The organism is Pseudoalteromonas sp. SD03, from assembly GCF_040937955.1.
In the GTDB taxonomy this organism is placed as follows: domain Bacteria; phylum Pseudomonadota; class Gammaproteobacteria; order Enterobacterales; family Alteromonadaceae; genus Pseudoalteromonas; species Pseudoalteromonas tetraodonis.
In genome coordinates this window covers 2021540-2042190 of sequence record NZ_CP162514.1, presented here as the reverse complement: position 1 = coordinate 2042190, position 20651 = coordinate 2021540, and the positions used below count along the sequence as shown (strand labels likewise).

Here is a 20651-nt window from a genome sequence, read left to right as displayed (position 1 = left end):
CTATACCTTAAAGCTATCTACTTGCGATTTCATTTGCTTGTAAAGCGCTGATACATTTTTTGACTGCAATGTTGTTTGCTCAGAGATTTGTTTCATTTGTGCTGACTGTTCTTTTAACGATACCAAATTTCTATTAATCTCGTTTGCTACATGGGATTGTTCTTGTGTTGCTTGTGCGGTTTCGGCCGACATTTGCTGCACTTTTTCAAAGGCGTGAGTTAGGTTGCTAAAAATACTAATAACGGCATCAAAATTACTGAGTGTGGCATTAGCATTTGTTTGACTGTTTTTAATAGAATCTGATGACGCTTTTACATTGTTATTTAAGCGTTGGATCATTGTATCTATTTCATCGGTGCTTTGTTGTGTGCGAGTAGCCAACGTTCTAACCTCATCAGCGACAACGGCAAACCCTCGGCCTTGCTCGCCAGCTCTGGCAGCCTCAATCGCGGCATTTAACGCTAATAAGTTAGTTTGTTCGGCAATATTTCTAATGACCTCAAGTACAGACGTAATATCGGTTGAGCTGCTTTCTAATTCAATAGAATTAGATAAAGCCGATTGAATATCATTGATTAAATCTTCAATTGCTTTACTCGATACATCAATGGCTTGAACTCCTTGCTGTACCTGCTCGCTAGAAATATCAGCTTCGTGGGCGGTATTTTTAGCCAGCTCAGCCATTTGCTGGTTTGCCATATCCATTTCATGACCAGCGCTTACAATAGAGTCAGACGCATTAGCAAGTTGCTGGGTCACGTCCATCGCGGTATCAGAGACATTATTAAGATCGCCGGTCACAGTACCTAGTTGAATGGATTGCTGCTGAATGTTTTTTATTATTTGCTGCAGGTGCGCTAAAAAGTTATCAAACTCATTACTCAGCTCACCGAGCTCGTCATGTGATGTAGTATTAATTCTTTGCGTTAAATCACCATCACCAGCGGCAATTTCTTGGATTCGTAGAGTAATATTATTTATATTGTCGGTGAGTTTTTTAGGGATGTAATAACCCACAGCTAAAGCAACAATAAAGGCAATAATAATGATAACAAACACAATTTTTTCAAAAAGTTGAATGCTAGCTTGCACTTCATGTTTTACTTTTCGGGCATAGGTTCGCGCTTCTTCGCCCGCTATATCAAGTATTTCTCTCAATTCATTAAAGCTTTTATCTGCTTGCGCTAAATTATCATCAATTAAGGCTATTTGATTAGCCGAACTTGAGTAAACTAACGCTTTTCCTTTCTCGTACCACTGTTGATAAAGTTGATCAAAATTAGCGTATTTTTGTGTCAGTTGTGGCTCATCAATTAAGTAGCTGCGGTAACTATTAAAACGACGAATAACCTGAGCTGCATTTTCTTCAAATAGTTTTTGGTTTTGTGCCAATTCGCCATGTTGGTTTACAATTTTTTGTTTTGCTAGTCGAGCTTGGTATATATCTCTATCTGCATTGAGCACCTCGGCCATTGCTTCTACATAGCGACTTAATAACTCTGAGCCGACTTTATCTTGCTGCTGTTTATTGGTATGGATGCGAAGCTCTTCACCTGCTTGATCCATCATTTCTCGTATTTGTAAAAATTCAGATTCAGTTTGATTCAAATCACTTTGCATTTTACCTTGTGAGTGACTGGAATCCATTAACGTTTTACTGTGGTCTAGCCATTGATTGTATAAAGGCTCAAAACGAGAAAAAGAGTCATGTTTTGACAATAGTGCTTGTTCATCTTTTAAGTACGTTAAGTATTTGTTGAAGCGGTCTTTGACTTGTTCAGCGTTTTCTAAAAACTCTGCTTTATTGGTCTCATTATCGCCTGTGGCACTGAGTAGATTTTCCAGTGCAATACGTGCTTGGTATATGTCTCTGTCAGCATTTAAAATAACGGTAACGGCTTCAAAAAAGGTTTCGGTTTGCCTTTTCATCGCGTTGTCTTGTATGTAAGTAATTGATGCAATTGAAACAAGTAAACCTGCAAGGATCAGTGCTAAAAAAGCAATAGGTAAAATAACTTTGGTTCTAATTGAGTTAATTCGCATGTTTCAATCCTTGTTAAATCACTGTATGTAGAGTAAATATTAGTCACAATAGGGAGTTATGCCAAGGAAATGGATAAATTGATTGGTTGTTTTTTGTTCTACTTTAACGCGTTGAAAATTTTACCGCCAGATTTATTATCCTTACAGCGCGTATTACCTTAAAATAGCGTTAATTGGTTCATTTTTATAAAGGAATTCTGCTGTTAATGAATTCTATTTTCCCCAGCGTATTTGGCCGCCTGTTTACCCCACACCTCGCTGTTGATATTAATCAACAAGGTTTAGTCATTAACAACAAAAAGCACACAGATACACTGAATTGGTGCGATTTAACCTCGCCTATTTGTTATGAATATGGGGTTTTTGGACAAACACTACGTTTTTCAACAAAGTCTAGGCAGTATCGAGTGTGGATGAGGGCTTATGGCAGTCACCGAATACTTAAAGCTAAGACGGATCAGCTATGGGTCAATAATAATATTGAACCATTAAATGAGCTGCTAGAAAATATTAACCAATTTGCACATCATCAATTTTTGCGTCAATCCTATGTGGCAGATATAAAACAGCGCGTTAAACAACAATACAACCGCTGGTTTCCTTGGATAAAAAAGAGTGAGGCATTGGCAGTCGTTAGCACGCAAATAAAACTGCTCGAACAATATAGTCAGTGGAGCGATCCATTAACTCGCTTTTTACAGCATAAATACACACAGACACAATTGCAGCGTTATGCTGGTTTTTTCGATAACGTTGAAGCAAACCCACTTACTGAAAAGCAAAGACGGGCATGCATTATCGATGACGATAATAACCTCGTATTAGCCGGAGCCGGCACAGGTAAAACCAGTGTAATGGTGGCGCGAGCGGGCTATTTAGTTAACAGTGATCAAGCTAATTACGATGATATTTTATTACTCGCTTATGGTAAGCAAGCTGCCAGTGAAATGGACGAACGTATTAAAACTAAGCTGAATACACAGGCTATAAAAACCGCCACTTTTCACAGCTTAGGTTTAACAATTATTAGTGAGGTTGAGAGAAAAACGCCTAAAATATCTAAACTTGCTGAAAACGAAAAAGCTAAAATAAAATGGGTTGAAGGGTGTTTTGAATCGCTTGCTAATGCTAAGCCACAGTATGCTAAAGCATTGGTAAACTATATAAATAACAATCTTAATGACGTTAAAAGTGGGTTTGAATTAAGCACTGCAAAGCCTAATCATATAGCGCTTCTACAAGAGATAAAAGCTGGCGGTTATTTAACCAAATTAGCGACTTTATTTAGTCAATTAATTAGCGTGTATAAAACAGCAAATATAACGCTTGAGAACGATTCAAAGCAGATACAGCAGGCTTGGAAATTATTAAAGCCATTATTAGCCAACTATAACCATTATTTACATACTCAAGGTGAAATAGACTTTGACGATATGATCCTCAAAGCCCTCGATTATGTTAATACAAGAAAGTTTATATCACCTTGGCGTTATATCATGGTTGATGAATTTCAAGATATATCGCCTACGCGTGCGGCGTTGGTTAAAGCGCTGCGCGATAGTAAGCCTAGAAGCTCATTGTTTGTAGTAGGCGATGACTGGCAAGCTATTTACCGTTTTAGTGGTGCTGATATGCGCCTTACCACAGAATTTGCCGCACATTTTGGTTTTACCACACAAACCATACTGGATGTTACGTTTCGTTTTAATAATAAAATTAGTGAGGTTGCTTCATGTTTTATCATGAAAAACCCTGCCCAGTTAGCTAAGCAAATTAACTCGTTATCACAAGTGACAAAGCCCGCTATTAGCATATTAAAAACAGCGAATGTTGTCTCAAGCAAAAATACAAAAATAGCTGAGCTAAATAATGGGGCACTTGCCCATGTACTCGACACTATCAACAAAAATAAGCCCGCTGTTGTGTATTTACTGGCACGCTATCGCTTTCAGTTACCTACTAAAGCCGATATTAACGCCTTGCAGCACACCTTTTCTTCATTACAAATTGAGTGTGATACCTTTCATGGTTCAAAGGGTAAAGAAGCCGATTATGTAGTTATATTAGGTATGCATGGCGGGCAATTTGGATTTCCGAGCACTAAGCCATCGCCTGCAATGTTAGAAGCTCTGTTACCCGCTAAAGATTTGTATGCCTTTAGCGAAGAGCGACGCTTATTTTATGTGGCGCTCACTCGTGCTAAACACAAGGTGTTTATCATAAGTGATGACAACAACCGCAGCTGTTTTGTTGACGAGCTCATAAACGAGTATCAAATTGAGCTAAAAGAGTTAAAAAACATAGCTAGTAAAGTGGTAGCGCAGGTATAAACCGCTTAGTGGCAAACGAATAAGCTTAAGCGGTCTATTGCGTTAGTTAACCTGCAACAGGGGTGTTACCTGTGGGTATTTTTTTCATACTTTTTATGAGCATATAAATACAGGTGGTAATTAAACAACCACCTAAATAAAAAAGCACACCATGGCTTGCATCAGAAAAATGCGTTGCCAACAACGGGCCTAATACAGAGCCGACACTGTAGCTGAGCAGCATTATTTCAGTGGCTGACACTATTTTTGCCATAGGTAAGGAGTCGCACGCTAAAGTAATTGCAATCGGATAAAGTGCAAAACTACACGCACCTAATACAAAGTAACTTACAACTAATCCGCCAAAGCTATGCGCGTTTAATATTCCCATTACGCTGGCAGCACCAACAAGACAAAAAATAGCCATAAGTAAGCTTTTTATAATACGGGTTGATAAATAACTCACTAAAGGTTGCACCAGCATGCCACCTAAAATAATCACCGCCATAAGTAAGCCGGTATATTGGGCTTTATCAGTTTGCGCGGCTATATAAACTGGTAATAACCCGTAAATAGGGCCTAGTAATAATCCTGATACTAAACAGCCTAAAATAGCAGGGCGGCTGAGAGTTTTTAACTCTTTAAGTGGCAGCTTTTGTAATTGCTGAGCATTAGGTTGGCCTGTGGTAATTAATAATGGTGCTAAAATAGCCAACGCCAAAAGGGCCACGACAAATAAATACGGTACGGCACCTTCAGTGCCAAGCGGTGTGATTGCTAATTGCCCCACAGCGCTGCCACCATATAAAGAGGTCATATATAAACCTAAGCGTTTAGCTCGCGCCTTAGGTGTATTCGCCATTAACAACCACGACTCAACCACTACAAATACTCCCGCAACAGCAATACCAGCAACAAAGCGAGCAATTAACCACATTGTGGCTGTAGGGGAAATGATCTGTGCAATAACACTGATGATCAGCAACATTAAAAATGCGATAAATGCCATACGGTGGCCAATTTTTACTACCACGCGCTCAATACACAGCGCGCCAATAAGTAAACCAAAATAAAAGACGCTGGCAAGCCAAGGCGCAAGATCAATACTTAACTTAAAAGCACTCAGTGATAACGGGATCAGGCTCATTAAAAAGCCCGAAGCAATAGCAAAAAAAGATAAACCAATAACAGGGGCTAAAGGATTATTTGATTTACTATTAGCGGCAAGTTCCACCATTAGATTATTCCGATAAAAAGGGTTTAAATAATTGCTGATTTAGGTGTGATAGTGGCGCGATTATTTGAAGCAGATTAATTTGGCTGCGAATTTATGCTGCTTTTTATACCAAGTAAAGTGTTTTTTAATTGCTCAATCAAAATAATTTTTAAAATGTTTTTTTACGTAAACTAATCGCTTAATTGCAATCTGATTGTAGAAATAAGTTAGCGTTTTTGTTTTATATTTGTTGAGTTTTTAAAGAGGGTAATAACTTAGTAATGGCGGGGCATAGTTAAAAAATAAAAGCCCATGTTGGGCTTTATTGGTGTTTATTTTAATGCATGGCTAGCGCAAGCTTATGGTACAAACCAATACCAACAATCACATTAAACGGAAACGTTACCCCTAAAGAGCTCAGCATAGCTAGGCCAATATCAGCCTTGGGAACGGCTGCTTTAATTGCCGCAGGGGCTGCAATATAAGACGCACTAGCCACTAAACTACCGAGTATCACCACCGAGCCTAATTCTAATTTTAATAGTGTGCCTACAGCCACGCCAATAGTACCTAAAAATAGCGGAGTGATAATAGCAAATGCAGCGAGTCTCCAATGCTGCCAAGGAAATGGGCGCAGAGTTTGCGCAGCCACTAAACCCATTTCAAGTAAAAACAATGCCAGTACTACTTTAAAACTACTGGTTAAAAGACTGGTTACTTGGCTGCCTTGCTGTGTGCCATACATCATTCCGATGATCACACCGCCAACTAACAAAATCACGCTTTTGTTAGTGAGTGTTTCGTGCCAAAGCGCTTTGAGTGACAGTGTATTACTTTGGCTATGTTGTTTATCGAGTTTACGATACAGCATTAAACCGACAATAATGGCAGGTAATTCGAGCATCACTAAATACAGTGTAACCTCAGCACCTACCTCTAATTTAGCCGACTCTGCATAAGCCAATGCAACTGCAAAGGTACCTGCGCTTACCGAGCCATAATGCGCGGCAATACTGGCGCTATTAGCCACACTGAGTCTAACAACATATTTTAAAATAGGGTAAAGAGTGAGGGGAATAAGGCCACCGAGTAACATAACCGAGGCCATTTCAGGAAGAAGCTGCCAGCTTAAATTTCCATGCAGCACCATGCCACCTTTTAACCCTATGGTGAGCATTAACAATAGACTTAGCGTGTCATAAGTGGCTTTAGGTATCGCTAAATCAGAACGTAAAATCCCCGCCACTAATCCTAAAATAAAAAACATTACGACGATATCAGGCACACTGTTCTCCTTTTTGTTATTAGTTACTCAATTTGTTAAGCGGCGCTATTGTAAGCCTATCTTTGTATAGTAAATAATAAAATGAATGATAGTATCTTATAGATAAACATCTATGAGGTGAATAATGAACACAAGGCAGCTATCATTTAGGCTACTCGAAGTCTTTATGAGTGTAGTTAAAACCGGCTCCATTAGCGAAACAGCTCGGCAATTGCATTTAACCCAGCCTACCGTTTCTTTGCAAATTAAGCGCTTACAAGAAACCGTTAATGAGCCTTTAATTGTTATGCAACAGCAAAAATTACAGGTTACCGAGGCTGGCTTACAATTATTTAGAACGTGTGAGCAAATGTTTGGGCACTTTGATGATTACCAAGACTATATAGCCGAGCTTAAAGGCGGGGAGCGCGGGCGCTGTAAAATTGCCATGGTAAACACTGCACAATATATTTTGCCTAAGTTACTTGGGCCTTACAGTAATGCCCATCCCCATGTAGAGCTGCCATTGGAAATTGGCAACCGCTCTGCAGTGTTAGCGCGTTTTGAGCGTGGAGAAGACGACATTTATGTGTTTAGCCACCCACCATCACTTGAACATGCCCAGGCTGCGCGTTTTTTACATAACCCCTTAGTTTTTATTGTGCCGCTTGATCATCCGCTTGCCGATGTAAAAGCATTAACATTAGCTGATTTAATGCCATATCGATTTTTATTAAGAGAGCCAGGCTCTGCTACGCGTATGCTTTTTGAAAGCGAATTACAAAGCCGTGGTTTAGTCCTTAGCGATAGCGTGCAAATGGCCAGTAACGAAGCCATACGAGTTGCAGTTTCCTCGGGAATGGGGATTGCGGTGCTTTCCCATCATGTATTACCAAAAGGCGATAACAGTTTTAAAGTGCTCAATGTAACCGACACCTGCTTAGCCAGCCATTGGTATTTTGTAGTGCGAACAGACAGGCATATTTCTCATGCTGCGCGCAGCTTTTTAAAATTTGCCCAGCTGAATTTAGAGCAATATCTCGATAAGCAATGGGTGCGTAATGAGCTAAATGGGCTTAATTTACATTAAAGAGTTAAAGCGAAGCGAATAACAAATATAAGTTGGTATTAAAGTTGCTGTAGTCATTCACATACAAGTATCTAAGTGAAAATAGTTAAAGATAGATATTTTAACGCAAAAATGGATTTGAGCTGATGACATCAATAACCTTTAAAAATCAATACAATACTTATATTAGTACAATAAATAAACCGGCAAAAGCTGACGAAGTAGCGGCAACTTCTGGCCCTGCGGCAACAGCTAAAACCAGCGATAGCGAACAAACGCAAATCGCAAGCGCCAAGCCACAAGAAAAAAGCTTTTTAGAAAATGCGCAAGAGGCGCTTATTTATCAACGATTAGGGGTTGATAAAGAAAAAATTGCTGAGTTAAAAGCAGCAATCGAAGCATTGGCAGAAAAACTTCAAGAGCAAGGTGCTGATATAGACACCATTAAAGAGCAGCTTGCAGAGTTACAAAAAATGCTGGAGCAAGAATACGAAAAAGGCACTGATCGAATGGCCATGCAACCTACGCATGAAAAAGGCAAGCTTGTAACCGCGTTAGCTTAGATAACGACACGTTGCAAGCTCATTTACTTCTGATTTTAAATAGATTTTAAGAATTATGCACAAAGAGGGCAATGAGACGCTGCGCTTTTAGAGCAGTGATCTAAAGCATATTTTTTATGGCTTCTCATTCAATTCTCTCAGCTCATACTGTTTTTTATGATCAATTTACAAAGAGGGCGAAGAGACGCTGCGACTTTAGAGTAAGCGGCTGAAATAAATTTATTTTTTCCTGCTTATTTTATCCTCATTCATTTCTATCAGTTTAAATTATTTTTAAGTGATTAATACACAAAGAGAGCGAAGAGACGCTGCGCTTTTAGAGCAGTGATCTAAACCATAACTTTCATCTGCAACCAAAAAACCAAGCTTGGGCTTATAAAAAGTAACAACATACCTACACTAAGCAAATTGCCTTTAAAGAGATTAAAATCATCAAGAATTCTCTGCCACTTATATTTAAATAAATACCGGCCAACAAAAATATCTAAGCTAAGCATTATCATTAGCCACACTAAGCCTAACTTTAAACAGTCTAGGTAACTTGTAGGGGCAACCCATGGTAGGGCTAACCAAGTTATAGCAAAAATAATGGCGATGCCTGAGAGTAAACTAAGTGTTTTAGCGCGTCGTTGCCCATATAATCGATGCAGAACTCGCACTCTAATGTTGCCATTAATTATCTCGCCCAAAGCAAGTAATAAGCCTATGGCTAGGGCTTTTAATAACATGATGATTTCCTTATATTACAAAGGCCAACAGTTAAACATTTATTTTAAATAGTTTACATCAATTCCCAATTAGAGAGCCATTAGTTAGCCTTTTAATTTATAACCATCGGTATTTGTTGTTATTGTGCGCACTTTTTTATAAGGTGAACTTTGCTTATAAAAATAACAACGGGATCAACCGATGAAAACTCTACAACAACAACTTGGCCAGTATGGCTTGTATCATCGTTCAAAGCGTAACGTATTAACTCACTTTTTTGGTATTCCACTGATTGTATTTGCGGCATTGTGCTTACTAGCGCGTGTTGAAATTCCTCTAGGGAGTTTTAATGTCGATGGGGCGCAGCTTTTTGTCCTTGCCAGTGTGGTTTACTATTTTATGCTGAGCTTTTCGCTAGGTTTAATCATGGGCATCATTTTTACTTTATTGTTAGTGGCAGCGCAGCCTATCGCCGCAATGCCCTTTACATCTTGGCTGACGATTGGTGTGGGTGTGTTTGTATTTGGCTGGGTGTTACAGTTTATTGGTCATTATTTTGAAGGCAAAAAGCCCGCTTTTGTTGATGATTTAGTGGGTTTAATTATTGGCCCTTTGTATGTCACCGCAGAGCTGTTATTTTTAATGGGCTTTTATAAAAATTTAGAACAGCAAGTTAATGAAATAGCGGGCCCAACTAAAGCATAATCAGTCAAAGACTATAAGGTAAACCATGGATTATAATAATAAAACAGTGTGGATCACCGGTGCATCATCTGGCATTGGTGAAGAGCTCGCCAAACAATTTGCAGAGTTAGGTGCTCAGGTTATTTTATCAGCGCGTAACGTTGATAAACTCAACGAGATAAAAGAACAGTTAAAAGGGCAAGGGCATCGGGTAATACCGCTTGATTTATCAAAGCCCGAAACCGTACTGCAGGATGTATCAGCGCAAATAGATAGCTTAGGCCCGATTGATATTTTAATTAATAACGGCGGAATTTCGCAGCGTAGTTTATTTTTAGAAAACGACTTTAAAGTGTACCGCCAACTCATGGAAGTAAATTACTTTGGTTTAATTGCACTCACTAAAGCAGTGCTACCCTCAATGGTGGCGCGAAAAAGTGGTTCTGTAGTGGCTATTAGTAGCGTGGCAGGCAAAGTGGGCTCTAAATTTAGAACGGGTTATTCAGGTACTAAATACGCGGTGGTGGGCTTTATGGATTGCTTACGTGCAGAAGTGGCGCAGCACAATATACATTGCTTAACTATTTGCCCCGGCTCCATTAAAACGGCTATTGCCCATAACTCATTAAACGAGCAGGGAGAGGCACAAAACAAACCTGAGCCTTCAATAGAAAATGGTATGAATGTAAATGTAGCCGCATCGAAAATGCTCACCGCAATCTATAATAAAAAAGACGAAGTTGTAATAGGCCAAGGGTTAAGCGGTTGGGCACCGTTTATAAAACGGTTTTTCCCTAGTTTATTTAATCGATTAACCGCTAAGGTAGAATATAAATAACTAAGTACAGTACTTAAACACCAGCATTGAGCCCCTGAGCGCAATGCTGATTCGTGTAAAGCTAATAGCTATTTTTGTACTTTCCAAGGTGGGTTTAATCGATTTTCTCCAGCTTTGTAGAGTTTAATTTTATTGCCTGAAGGGTCTCTTAAAATCGATTCTTTCCATAGATACCTTTGCTCTGTGGGTTGCTGTTCGAATACGATCCCCTTTTTGATCAATTGTTGGCACAATTGCTCAATGTCATCGTTTTCAAAATAAATTACAGAATGATTTTCAAAAAATTCACTCTCTAGAGACAATGAAAATGTAGAGTCACCCTCAGGGCAACTAAAACGTGCATAATGCGGTGTGTCAACAATTTGGATAAAGCCAAGTGAGCGATAAAAACTCACCGCTTCATTCATATCTTTGACTGGCAAAGTTACTTGATTCAGTTTCATGTAAACTCCCACTACAAAAAAATAGATAAATTTATGGCGATTTACTTTCGCCCTGGCTCATGTCCCTCATAACGAGGAAGTTGAGCATCTAAATCTTCCCAATTAGCTTTTGAGGTGATGAAATTATGCGATATTGGTCGCTCTGTAATATCGCAGGTCAACGCGCCTAATCGAAGGCGATATCTTTGAGGAGATTGTGCATTAGCACTATAAATTGGTGCACCACAGGTTTTACAAAAGTACTTACGTTTACCTTCACTACTTTGGTAAAAAGTAAGCGACCCATTTTTATCAGTTAACGTTAGCTCGCTGGCATTAATAAATCCATTAGTAGCAAAAGCACTGCCACTGGCCTTACGACACAGCGAACAATGACAATGAATAATATCAGTAACTTTACCATTAATTGAAAAATTGATTGAGCCACATAAACAACTACCTGTGTACATCTGTATTCCTTGGTTTATATAATTTGTTCGTTATATTGTATTCTTGCCAGTAAATTGTTGACGCTTTATGGCTTGATTACACACCCCACTAAAAATGCTTTTCTCGTATCCACATAACCATTAGCGCTTAAATGGTTTGCTATTTCAAACAATCCATAAAGTCCTTGTCGTATTAGGTAAATAATTTCACTAATTAACTTTAATGTAAACAAATGATTATGCGAGAAATAAAATGGCTTTTGAGTGTCGTAACAATAGGGCTGTAATAACGTGATGGGGGAAATGCAAAGTGAACTTATAAGAAGTGTATCTAATTTTACTTAGTTGGATAAATGTTTATCGAAGTTATTTAGTCGGGGAAATACAAACCCCGCACTGTTAATGCGGGGGATAGGTTTAAACTCATTTGGTTAAATGTTTACTGGGCTTTTTTGGCTTCGAGCGCTTCTATTTCATTCCAAATTTTTTCAGCCTCGTCGGTTAACATCGCATAGCTTTTTATATCGCCTTTTCTTTGCGCTTGCATGCCTTGTTCTAATTTTGCGTCGTATTCTTTACGTAATTTTTTGATTGGATCTGGCTTTAAAAATGAAAACATCAACACCCTCGTTGTTTATTAGCTAATTACAGTAACAATACGCAGTGAAGGCGCAAAAAGTTTTCTGTTACTGTAATTAGCTTATTAAAAGATTATTGTGGGTCAAGGCGCATAATGCCTTGGCCGTCCAATCCTAAGTAAATAGTGCCATCATCACTTTGTGCTAGACTGCGAATACGACCAATGCCTTCCAGTAATTTACTTTGTTTAACGACCTTGCCATCTGCTATTTCAAGTACGCTAATAAACGCGTATTTCATTGAAGCGAGTAAAAATTTTCCTTTAAGCTCAGGATATTTGTCACCTTTTACGAGCAGCATGTCTGAAGGAGCAATAGAGGGTGTCCATTGTAATGTGGGCGCTTGCATGCCTGATTTTTCGGTTAAATCGGTAAACGAGGTGCCACTGTAGTTAATACCATAGCTTACCACTGGCCAGCCGTAGTTAGTTTTAGGCTTAATCATATTAAGCTCATCGCCGCCACGGGGGCCGTGTTCGTGTGCCCAAAATACATTATTTTCACCATCGAACCACATGCCTTGTGGGTTACGATGCCCGTAAGACCAAATCGCTGATTTTGCGTCTTTTTGGTTTACAAATGGGTTGTCGGTTGGAATTTTACCATCGTCGTGTAAACGATAAATTTTACCGCCATCGCGGCTTAAATCTTGTGGGTTAATATCTCGCGAGCCGCGATCGCCAATGGAAAAATACACATAATTTTGGTTATCAAACACAATGCGGCTGCCGTAGTGCTGGCCTTTTTTAGAGTTATGCTCGCCTTTGTATAATTGTTGTGGCTCGCGCAATTGGCTGTGATCGTTACTTAGCTTTGCACGCATAAGTGCGGTGTTACTGCCAGCGCCGTCACCTTCACTGCTTGAGTAAGTGATATACAGCCATTGATTATTAGCAAAATCAGGATGCAGTTCTAAATCAAGTAGGCCGCCTTGGCCGTTGGCATCAATTTTAGGTAGCCCAGAAATTTTAGTTAAGCTGGTGGTATTTTTACGCAGTAAATACAAGGTGCCACTGCGCTCGGTTATTAATAAATCACCGTTTGGCAGAGCCTCAATAGCCCACGGAATGGAAATCCCTTGGGCAACAGTGACCGGTTTTACATTAAGCGCTAATTTATCCAGTTCTTTAAAATCAACTGCATGAGCACTAAGGCTGGTAAGCGCCGAAAATGCCAATGCACAACTGGCTGTGGCGAGTGTAGAAAATTTTTTACGCGTTGTTACTTTGTTCATAATGGCTTCCAAAATTAACTAAATTTTAACCACCTTAGCACGCTATTAATCACAGTGTTAAGTATTTGGGATGAATGAAATTGCACGCTATTTAACCGGTTTAATGTTGGTTTTTAGGCTTTATGAGCTTGTTTATGCCCCTTAGGTGTTTAACTAACTTTGCGGATATAGGGATTAAAGACCGCTTTAAAAAAATTGAATAATTACTCTATTGGGGTTGAAATTTAAAAATTCGAGCGTACACTTGTGCGCTTAAAGTTGAGCTTACACGTGTAGGCTCAAATATTTAAAGCCCAGTCATGTGTTTGCGTGAATTCGCTTAACACAAAGTGATGGGTAGTCGATTTAAGTAGAGAATTAATCACCATGTTAACTTCGGTATTAGACCAATTTTCAAAATGGTTTTTACACCATCAAAGCTTTGCCGCTTACATAGAGCCCTTAATACAGGTCGTTAAACCTGCATGGCGAGCTGGCTTTTTTCGTGCGCAAATTGTTGATGTACACGCGTTGAGTGGTCAGTTTTTAAGTGTAACGCTTAAACCCAATAAACAGTGGCGCGCCCACATTGCGGGCCAGCATATTAGTTTAACGCTTGAGCTCAACGGGCGTTTGCTTACCCGTGTATTTACGCTTGCTTGCAGCCCCGCGCAATACAAAGCAACCGGATTGCTGCGAGTTTTAATTAAAACCAATGAGCAAGGACGTTTTACAGCTCAGTTGCAAAGCACATTAAAGGCGCCGTCGTGGTGTAATATTTCTGCGCCAAGTGGCGACTTTGTATTTAAAAGCTGGCATAAAGCCAGCACCTTTGTTGCTGGTGGCTCAGGTATTACACCTATGCTGGCAATGCTTAGCCAGCAATTAGCAAATACTCAGCACACCATCAAATTACTGTATTTTGCAAAAGCTAATGAGCACCAATGCATTGAAGAACTTGCCGCATTAGCAGAGCGTTATGCGCATTTTTCTTACTTGTTACTCACTCGCGATATGAGCCCGCAATTAACTACGCATATAAACATCGATGACAATCCTGATATTTACTGCTGTGGGCCAGCAGCGTTTATGCAAAAAATTGCACATTTTGCAAACCAGCATCATTTAACCTATTACCAAGAAGCCTTTAGCCTTGCATTGCCAAGCTTAAATGATGACAGTCAATTTACTGTAAAAATTAATAATGATCACCACGACGTAGCAGCGAATGAGGTGTTGTTAACTCAGTTTGAGGCAAAAAAACTACCTGTGCAGCGAGGGTGTGGGATTGGTATTTGTCATCAATGCCAGTGCATTAAAAAAACGGGCGTGGTGCGCAATTTAAAAACCGGTGAGTTATCAGATAACGGCGAGCAGTTAATTCAACTGTGTGTTAGCCAAGCGGTCAGTGATTTGGAGTTACAGCTATGACAACCATAAATTATCAACAATTAGCCGAAGATTTAGATGGCATAAAAATGTCGACGCTTGCCAAAGTAGGGCAAAAGGATGCTAATTATATACGCTCTATTGTCCGCAAGCAGCGACTGTGCGAAATAGGTGGGCGCATTTTATTAATGCTTGGTTTTATTCAGCCCTTACTTTGGGTGGCGGGTGTGTTATTACTGGCTTTGGCTAAAATTCTCGACAACATGGAAATTGGCCACAATGTAATGCATGGTCAATACGATTGGATGAACGACAAACAGCTTAATTCAAAAACATACGAGTGGGATATAGCCTGCGACGGCCAAAGTTGGAACCGAGTACACAATTTTGAGCACCATACTTACACTAATATTATTGGCAAAGACCGCGATTTTGGTTATGGCTTATTAAGATTAAGTAATGACTTTAAATGGCGTTTAAAAAATACTTGGCAGTTTATTACCTATTTAAATTTAAGTGTGCTATTTCAGTGGGGCGTGTCGTACCATGAGCTGGCGGGTGAGCGTGTGTTTATAGGTAAAAAGAAGCCAAACCGCAAAGGGGCTGTAGCGCATAGTACGTTAAAAAAACGCTTTTTTAGTAAAGGGGCGCGCCAATTAATTAAAGACTATGTGCTGTTTCCACTTTTAGCGGGGCCTCTGTTTTTATGGGTGCTAAGCGGTAACTTATTGGCGAACCTAATTCGTAATTTATGGACATCAACCATTATTTTTTGTGGCCATTTTACCGAGCAAACGCATACCTTTTACGAGCAAGATTGTGAAAACGAAAGCCAAGGTCAGTGGTATTATCGCCAAGCGCTTGGGTCGTCAAACATTAAAGGGGCGCGTTGGTTTCATATTTTAACGGGGCATTTAAGTTTTCAAATTGAACACCACTTATTTCCTGATATGCCATCGTCACGCTACCAAGAAATAGCACCACAAGTGCAAGCTGCTTTACAAAAGCAGGGCATTGCATACAACACCGGCGGTTTTTTTCACCAATATACCTCGGTGTTAAAACGTATATTTCGTTATTCATTTAAATAGAGGTTAATAAAATAGCCGCTACTATAATGTATGCATTAAATAATCAGCTAACCTTAAATTGTTAGCTGATTATTGCATTAAAGAGTTGGTAAGTGCTTTTTTGATTAAATAATCATCAGCACATGCAAAAAATTCGTCTAATTAATTTAAAAACAGCCTGTTTTGCTATGGTTAAATAGTAGCGGGTTGTCATACAATGGAGAAAAATAGACCACACAAGAGAGAATAAAAATGGCCGCATTTGGTACTGTGTTTATGCCGCAGATGATTCAAGCTAAGTTTTCTGACAATCAGTGGGGCGAAATCTCAATTGTTCCTTGCGATAAGCTTGAGTTGCATGCAGGTGCACACGTTCTTCATTATTCAAGTACATGTTTTGAAGGTTTAAAAGCCTTTCGCCATGAAGATGGTTCGGTAAATATTTTTAGAATGGATGCAAATATTGCGCGTATGCAGCAAAGTTCTGAATTATTAAGTTTACCAGCGGTTGATGGCGAGATGCTAAAAACAATGATCATCGATATTGTTCGTGAATACGCCGATGAAACGCCGCTTCCTCCTGGTTCTATGTATATTCGCCCAACCCACATTGGTACTGAAGCTGCCATTGGCAAAGCGGCTGCACCTTCAATGAGCTCATTGCTTTATACGTTATTATCGCCAGTGGGTGACTACTTTTCAGGTGGTGCTACCGCGTTACGTGTTTTATTAGAAGAAGACGGCATGCGCTGTGCCCCGCATATGGGTATGATTAAAAGCGGTGGTAACTATGCTAGCGCGCTTGGCCCAATATCAGCAGCGCGCACTAAATATAAAGCCGACCAAATTTTATTTTGCCCAGGTGGCGATGTACAAGAAACCGGTGCGGCCAACTTTATATTAATTGATGGCAACGAAATCATTACTAAAGCACTCGACAGCACCTTTTTACATGGTGTTACTCGTAATAGTATTTTAACCATTGCGAAAGATTTAGGAATGACGGTAAGCGAGCGTAACTTTACCGTAACTGAGCTTTTAGAGCGTGCAGCAAAACCAGGCACTGAAGCAGCACTTTCAGGCACTGCAGCAGTATTAACACCAGTAGGTACGTTTATCCATAACGATAAAGAATACAAAGTGGGTAATGGTGAACCAGGACCAACAACAGCACGTTTACGCCAAGCATTGAACGATATTCAATGGGGTAAAAGTGAAGATACACACGGTTGGTTAACTAAAATCTAATCGGGTTCTAGGGTCTGTTGACCTTTGCGGATTAAAATTTGTTCAAACTAGGGGCGGTTTAATCGCGGCGCGAGGTTTGTAACCTAGTGGGCTAAGTAAAAACCGAGCAACAAAGAGTAAATCGTCCCTAGGCAGAACCCTTCGGGCAGCGCCTGTTTGGCATTGATGCTGCGTTATCGCCTATTTATGGGGAATAACCACACCACATAGGCTCTGCCTTGCCTAAATACCAAACAGACTGCTGCAAATTTAACCTTGAAAGATCAACAGACCCTAATCTATTAAAAAGCCACACTAAATAGTGTGGCTTTTTGTTTTTAGCTGCAGCTTAAAATTTCATTTCAACTTTGCCGTAAACATAGCGGCCATTAAAACCAAATGGCGAAAAGCCCGAGTAAGAGAACAAACGAGAGAAAGTGGTTACATCGCTCACTAAATCACGCGTTGGATCTGGGTATACATCAAACACATTATTCGCGCCTAAGCTCAGAGTAATGTTGTTATTAAGTGCATAGGCAACATCTAAGTCGGTGATCCACTTTGGCTTGAGCACTTCGTTACGCTCTGGAATTTCTGATGGGTCTTGTGTTTCACCATAGCGAGTGCTGCGAAGTGTGGTACGCCATTCGTTTAGTGTCCATGTAGCGCTTAGGTTGTATTTATTACGCGGGGTACTTACTTCAAAACGACGCAGTTCATTACCCGAGAACAAATTATCTTGTTCAACACCTACGCTTTGTAGCTCAGCGGGTGGGGCAATAATATTAGTCACTTCGTTTTTGCCGTAGTTATAGCCTAAATTAAACGCTACATCACCGTAGTTATCGGTCATTAGGTTGTAAGAGGCAACCACATCAAGGCCACGGGTTTTGCTATCAATCGCGTTTAAGAAAAACCGCCCTTGGTTAGCTCCAGTGCCCTCAAGTAAGCTTGCTACACCTGCACCCGACAGGTTATTTGATAACACAATACGGTCATCAATTAATATTTGGTAATAATCCACAGATAAGCTGAAATTAAAGTCGGTTGACCAGGTAAAACCTACCCCGTAGTTGGTGGCTTCTTCTGCATCTAAGCCCGGTGATCCCAATGCAACGGCTACATCACTACTTGGGGCAAACGTCCCTGTTTGTGTTGGAATACCATCAACAAACACGGTGGCCACTGAAGTAAAATATTGCTGTTGCAGAGAGGGCGCTCTAAAGCCGGTTGATACAGACCCGCGTAATGCTAAATCTTCTGTTAGCGTATAACGGGTGGCAATTTTACCATTAAGCGTATCGCCAAAATCAGAGTAGTCTTCGTAACGCGCAGCGACGGCAACGTTCCAGTTATCTGTAATAAAGGCTTCTAAATCAATGTAAAGGCTAACATTATGGCGGCTGTTATCACCCGCAGACTCAGGTGTGAAACCTGGGAATACTTGCGAACCTGCAGAGCCAAATGGGCCATTAACTGGGTCGGTTACTGCGCCACCAGGGCCAAAAGTGCCTTGTCCGTATGAGGCTTCTTCGCCTGCCTGAATTTCGTAGCCTTCACGACGATACTCAGCGCCCACTGCGACGTTGATTCCGCTAGCTAAAAAGTCTGCATCAATCTCGCGGCTAAAATCAAGATTAATAGTCAGCTGATCGTAGGTAAGTGTACCGGCATCAAAACTGGTTTGACTGCTAGGTCCATATGAGGTGTTTAAGCTATCAATAACACCAAAGTTAAAGGCATCTTGGCCGTATACAGCAGAAGCGTCGTAATTCCATTCATTAGCAAAACCTTTTACGCCAAGTGCTAACGAAAAATCGTCAATATCTGAGGTGATCACCGGTAAAAAGCCATCAGGATAAATTTCTGTTACGTTACGGCTATCTTGTGCGCGACGATAAAAACCTCCGCCTTCGCCTTCACGCTTGCTGTAAGAGCCAAACGAGTAAAGCTCGGCATCGTTAGTTAATTGATAACCGGCATTATAAAACAGCGCGAAGTCTTCAACGGTGCCATTGCCAAAGTTATGATCGTAACGATCCCATGTGAACTCACGCGGATCAAGAGAGCCATCAGGTAGGCGGGCGTAATTTTCGCGCTGGTCATAATCAGAGCGATTCGTTGAGCTACGGTCGCGATATTCAGTAGAAATACTTAAAAAGCCGTTATCGCCCAATTCAAACCCCATATTACCTTGCAGGGTTAAGGTTTGGCCGTCGGTCAGCGAACGGTCGCTGCCTTCATTAAAGGCTAAGTTGCCATTGGCATCTTCAGAAACGGATTCTAGTTGAGGCACACCCTGCATTTCGGTGATGTTTGCTCCATATACAGCACCTAGGCTGCCGCCACTGCTATTACTTTTAAGGACAATATTAATCACACCGGCAATGGCGTCTGAGCCATATTGCGCAGCGGCACCATCGCGCAATACTTCTATTCGATCAATGGCATTGGCTGGAATAGCGTTTAAATCAACCGATGATGACCCACGACCGGTTGAACCATTTAAATTAAGCAGTGCATTACTATGGCGACGTTTACCATTTACGAGCACTAAGGTGTGATCAGGTGCTAAGCCACGCAGTTGAGCGGGGCGCACATGGTCGCTGCCATCGGTGATTGATGGCTGAGGGAAATTAAAGCTTGGTAATAAAGTGCTCAGTAGTGCATTGGTTTCAGTTTGCCCTGAACTTTTTAGGGCATCACCGCTAATGATATCAATCGGAACTGGGCTGTCTTCAACTGTGCGGCCGAGTCGGCGAGAGCCAATTACACTAATTTGTTCAATATTTTCTTCTGCTTGTGTTTCTTGCTGTGCGGCATTTACCGACCACGAGCCAAGTAGTGCAGCGGCAACACTGAGTGTAATGGTTTTTTTTGCTGTAAATAGCTGTTTTAGTTGCATGATTAGTTTCCCTCATTCAATGCTCTACAGGTAATTCAATTATTAATGAACTAATTGAAATTTCTGTTGTCAAGGTAGACCATTTTTACAACCAAGGTCAATTGAATTACATTCAATCTACAATTTATTTACAGCGGCAGGTGGACTATTTGAGTAGCCTGTAGCGTAAGTCGCCATTTACCATTTAATTTTACCTGTGAGCATATCTTTAAACATTACCCAATCGCCCCATAAACTATATAACGGGTGCTTAAATGTAGCAGGGCGGTTTTTTTCAAAAAAGAAATGCCCAACCCACGCAAAGCCATAACCAATCACTGGTAATAACCATAACAACATAAGTTGTGAGCTAAAAAACGCATAGCCTGCCAGTAACAGTACTAAACTATTGCCTATAAAATGCAATCTACGGCAGGTTTGATTACGATGCTCTTTTAAGTAATAAGGGTAAAAGCGTTTAAAGCTTTTAAAGGATTGGGTTTCTGTCATTACTTAGCCTATTGGTGTTTAAACGTTGTTCATTAATGTATTTAAGCGTAACTAAGCGCAGGTTAACAGCGATAAATGACGTTTACCGCATCTTAATAGACAAAAGCAGGAAAAGTTAATAACTTAGATTGATTATCAACAAGGAAATAAAATAA

General features: G+C 40.3%; 18 protein-coding genes. 8 read left to right on the top strand and 10 right to left on the bottom strand.

Annotated elements, in window-relative coordinates:
• On the bottom strand, nucleotides 1-2043 hold the full coding sequence (locus ABZP26_RS09495; RefSeq protein WP_013465120.1) for a methyl-accepting chemotaxis protein: 2043 nt from the start codon (nucleotides 2041-2043) through the stop codon (nucleotides 1-3).
• A gap of 206 nt (nucleotides 2044-2249) precedes the next feature.
• On the opposite strand from ABZP26_RS09495, the gene helD reads away from it, so the two are divergent.
• Nucleotides 2250-4373 carry a DNA helicase IV gene (gene helD, locus ABZP26_RS09490; RefSeq protein WP_368484878.1) on the top strand — a complete coding sequence of 708 codons (2124 nt, stop codon included), beginning with the start codon at nucleotides 2250-2252 and terminating at the stop codon, nucleotides 4371-4373.
• Nucleotides 4374-4419: 46 nt separating this feature from the next.
• On the opposite strand, the gene ABZP26_RS09485 is transcribed toward helD, so the two are convergent.
• The gene (locus ABZP26_RS09485; protein WP_368484876.1) at nucleotides 4420-5589 is read right to left on the bottom strand and encodes an MFS transporter; all 1170 of its coding nucleotides are present in this window, start codon (nucleotides 5587-5589) and stop codon (nucleotides 4420-4422) included.
• Nucleotides 5590-5905: 316 nt separating this feature from the next.
• A complete protein-coding gene (locus ABZP26_RS09480) occupies nucleotides 5906-6853 on the bottom strand; it encodes a sodium-dependent bicarbonate transport family permease (RefSeq protein ID WP_024603122.1) in 948 nt (315 codons plus the stop codon).
• 124 nt (nucleotides 6854-6977) lie between these two features.
• On the opposite strand from ABZP26_RS09480, the gene ABZP26_RS09475 reads away from it, so the two are divergent.
• Together ABZP26_RS09475 and ABZP26_RS09470 are read left to right on the top strand one after the other, a co-directional pair.
• Nucleotides 6978-7922: a LysR family transcriptional regulator gene (locus ABZP26_RS09475; RefSeq protein ID WP_368484875.1), complete on the top strand. Its 945-nt coding sequence runs from the start codon at nucleotides 6978-6980 to the stop codon at nucleotides 7920-7922.
• A 125-nt stretch (nucleotides 7923-8047) separates the two neighbouring features.
• Nucleotides 8048-8464, top strand: a complete 417-nt coding sequence (locus ABZP26_RS09470) for a hypothetical protein (RefSeq protein WP_368484874.1) — start codon at nucleotides 8048-8050, stop codon at nucleotides 8462-8464.
• 329 nt (nucleotides 8465-8793) lie between these two features.
• On the opposite strand, the gene ABZP26_RS09465 is transcribed toward ABZP26_RS09470, so the two are convergent.
• Nucleotides 8794-9192 (bottom strand): hypothetical protein, encoded by a 399-nt coding sequence (locus ABZP26_RS09465; protein WP_368484873.1) that lies wholly within the window; start codon nucleotides 9190-9192, stop codon nucleotides 8794-8796.
• 181 nt (nucleotides 9193-9373) lie between these two features.
• Here ABZP26_RS09465 and ABZP26_RS09460 point away from each other — a divergent pair, with 181 nt between their 5' ends.
• Nucleotides 9374-9877 (top strand): DUF962 domain-containing protein, encoded by a 504-nt coding sequence (locus ABZP26_RS09460; protein WP_013465113.1) that lies wholly within the window; start codon nucleotides 9374-9376, stop codon nucleotides 9875-9877.
• A gap of 25 nt (nucleotides 9878-9902) precedes the next feature.
• A complete protein-coding gene (locus ABZP26_RS09455; protein ID WP_368484872.1) occupies nucleotides 9903-10694 on the top strand; it encodes an SDR family oxidoreductase in 792 nt (263 codons plus the stop codon).
• 68 nt (nucleotides 10695-10762) lie between these two features.
• Here ABZP26_RS09455 and ABZP26_RS09450 read toward each other — a convergent pair whose 3' ends face one another.
• The 4 genes from ABZP26_RS09450 to ABZP26_RS09435 form a co-directional block, all read right to left on the bottom strand.
• Nucleotides 10763-11137, bottom strand: a complete 375-nt coding sequence (locus ABZP26_RS09450) for a VOC family protein (protein WP_368484871.1) — start codon at nucleotides 11135-11137, stop codon at nucleotides 10763-10765.
• A gap of 41 nt (nucleotides 11138-11178) precedes the next feature.
• Nucleotides 11179-11586: a GFA family protein gene (locus tag ABZP26_RS09445; protein ID WP_368484870.1), complete on the bottom strand. Its 408-nt coding sequence runs from the start codon at nucleotides 11584-11586 to the stop codon at nucleotides 11179-11181.
• Between the two features lie 418 nt (nucleotides 11587-12004).
• Nucleotides 12005-12184 carry a DUF6435 family protein gene (locus ABZP26_RS09440; RefSeq protein ID WP_024603117.1) on the bottom strand — a complete coding sequence of 60 codons (180 nt, stop codon included), beginning with the start codon at nucleotides 12182-12184 and terminating at the stop codon, nucleotides 12005-12007.
• 92 nt (nucleotides 12185-12276) lie between these two features.
• Nucleotides 12277-13437: a PQQ-dependent sugar dehydrogenase gene (locus tag ABZP26_RS09435; RefSeq protein ID WP_368484869.1), complete on the bottom strand. Its 1161-nt coding sequence runs from the start codon at nucleotides 13435-13437 to the stop codon at nucleotides 12277-12279.
• A gap of 366 nt (nucleotides 13438-13803) precedes the next feature.
• Here ABZP26_RS09435 and ABZP26_RS09430 point away from each other — a divergent pair, with 366 nt between their 5' ends.
• From ABZP26_RS09430 to ABZP26_RS09420, 3 genes are all read left to right on the top strand, one after another.
• Complete coding sequence (locus tag ABZP26_RS09430; RefSeq protein ID WP_368484867.1) at nucleotides 13804-14847, top strand: flavin reductase family protein; 1044 nt, start codon at nucleotides 13804-13806, stop codon at nucleotides 14845-14847.
• Complete coding sequence (locus ABZP26_RS09425) at nucleotides 14844-15896, top strand: acyl-CoA desaturase (RefSeq protein WP_033103332.1); 1053 nt, start codon at nucleotides 14844-14846, stop codon at nucleotides 15894-15896. Before ABZP26_RS09430 ends, ABZP26_RS09425 begins: the two co-directional genes overlap by 4 nt.
• A gap of 225 nt (nucleotides 15897-16121) precedes the next feature.
• Complete coding sequence (locus tag ABZP26_RS09420; protein ID WP_368485618.1) at nucleotides 16122-17123, top strand: branched-chain amino acid aminotransferase; 1002 nt, start codon at nucleotides 16122-16124, stop codon at nucleotides 17121-17123.
• Between the two features lie 328 nt (nucleotides 17124-17451).
• Here ABZP26_RS09420 and ABZP26_RS09415 read toward each other — a convergent pair whose 3' ends face one another.
• Complete coding sequence (locus tag ABZP26_RS09415; protein ID WP_368484865.1) at nucleotides 17452-20007, bottom strand: TonB-dependent receptor plug domain-containing protein; 2556 nt, start codon at nucleotides 20005-20007, stop codon at nucleotides 17452-17454.
• 177 nt (nucleotides 20008-20184) lie between these two features.
• Nucleotides 20185-20496 (bottom strand): Mpo1-like protein, encoded by a 312-nt coding sequence (locus tag ABZP26_RS09410; protein ID WP_368484864.1) that lies wholly within the window; start codon nucleotides 20494-20496, stop codon nucleotides 20185-20187.
• Nucleotides 20497-20651: the final 155 nt, after the last annotated feature.

Excerpts from the sequence above, each read along its gene's own strand:
- ABZP26_RS09470 (WP_368484874.1), top strand. The coding sequence starts at position 8,048 with ATGACATCAATAACCTTTAAAAATCAATACAATACTTATATTAGTACA.
- ABZP26_RS09425 (WP_033103332.1), top strand. The coding sequence starts at position 14,844 with ATGACAACCATAAATTATCAACAATTAGCCGAAGATTTAGATGGCATA.
- ABZP26_RS09460 (WP_013465113.1), top strand. The coding sequence starts at position 9,374 with ATGAAAACTCTACAACAACAACTTGGCCAGTATGGCTTGTATCATCGT.
- ABZP26_RS09465 (WP_368484873.1), bottom strand. The coding sequence starts at position 9,192 with ATGTTATTAAAAGCCCTAGCCATAGGCTTATTACTTGCTTTGGGCGAG.
- ABZP26_RS09435 (WP_368484869.1), bottom strand. The coding sequence starts at position 13,437 with ATGAACAAAGTAACAACGCGTAAAAAATTTTCTACACTCGCCACAGCC.
- ABZP26_RS09475 (WP_368484875.1), top strand. The coding sequence starts at position 6,978 with ATGAACACAAGGCAGCTATCATTTAGGCTACTCGAAGTCTTTATGAGT.
- ABZP26_RS09415 (WP_368484865.1), bottom strand. The coding sequence starts at position 20,007 with ATGCAACTAAAACAGCTATTTACAGCAAAAAAAACCATTACACTCAGT.
- helD (WP_368484878.1), top strand. The coding sequence starts at position 2,250 with ATGAATTCTATTTTCCCCAGCGTATTTGGCCGCCTGTTTACCCCACAC.
- ABZP26_RS09410 (WP_368484864.1), bottom strand. The coding sequence starts at position 20,496 with ATGACAGAAACCCAATCCTTTAAAAGCTTTAAACGCTTTTACCCTTAT.
- ABZP26_RS09485 (WP_368484876.1), bottom strand. The coding sequence starts at position 5,589 with ATGGTGGAACTTGCCGCTAATAGTAAATCAAATAATCCTTTAGCCCCT.
- ABZP26_RS09440 (WP_024603117.1), bottom strand. The coding sequence starts at position 12,184 with ATGTTTTCATTTTTAAAGCCAGATCCAATCAAAAAATTACGTAAAGAA.
- ABZP26_RS09450 (WP_368484871.1), bottom strand. The coding sequence starts at position 11,137 with ATGAAACTGAATCAAGTAACTTTGCCAGTCAAAGATATGAATGAAGCG.
- ABZP26_RS09445 (WP_368484870.1), bottom strand. The coding sequence starts at position 11,586 with ATGTACACAGGTAGTTGTTTATGTGGCTCAATCAATTTTTCAATTAAT.
- ABZP26_RS09430 (WP_368484867.1), top strand. The coding sequence starts at position 13,804 with ATGTTAACTTCGGTATTAGACCAATTTTCAAAATGGTTTTTACACCAT.
- ABZP26_RS09455 (WP_368484872.1), top strand. The coding sequence starts at position 9,903 with ATGGATTATAATAATAAAACAGTGTGGATCACCGGTGCATCATCTGGC.
- ABZP26_RS09495 (WP_013465120.1), bottom strand. The coding sequence starts at position 2,043 with ATGCGAATTAACTCAATTAGAACCAAAGTTATTTTACCTATTGCTTTT.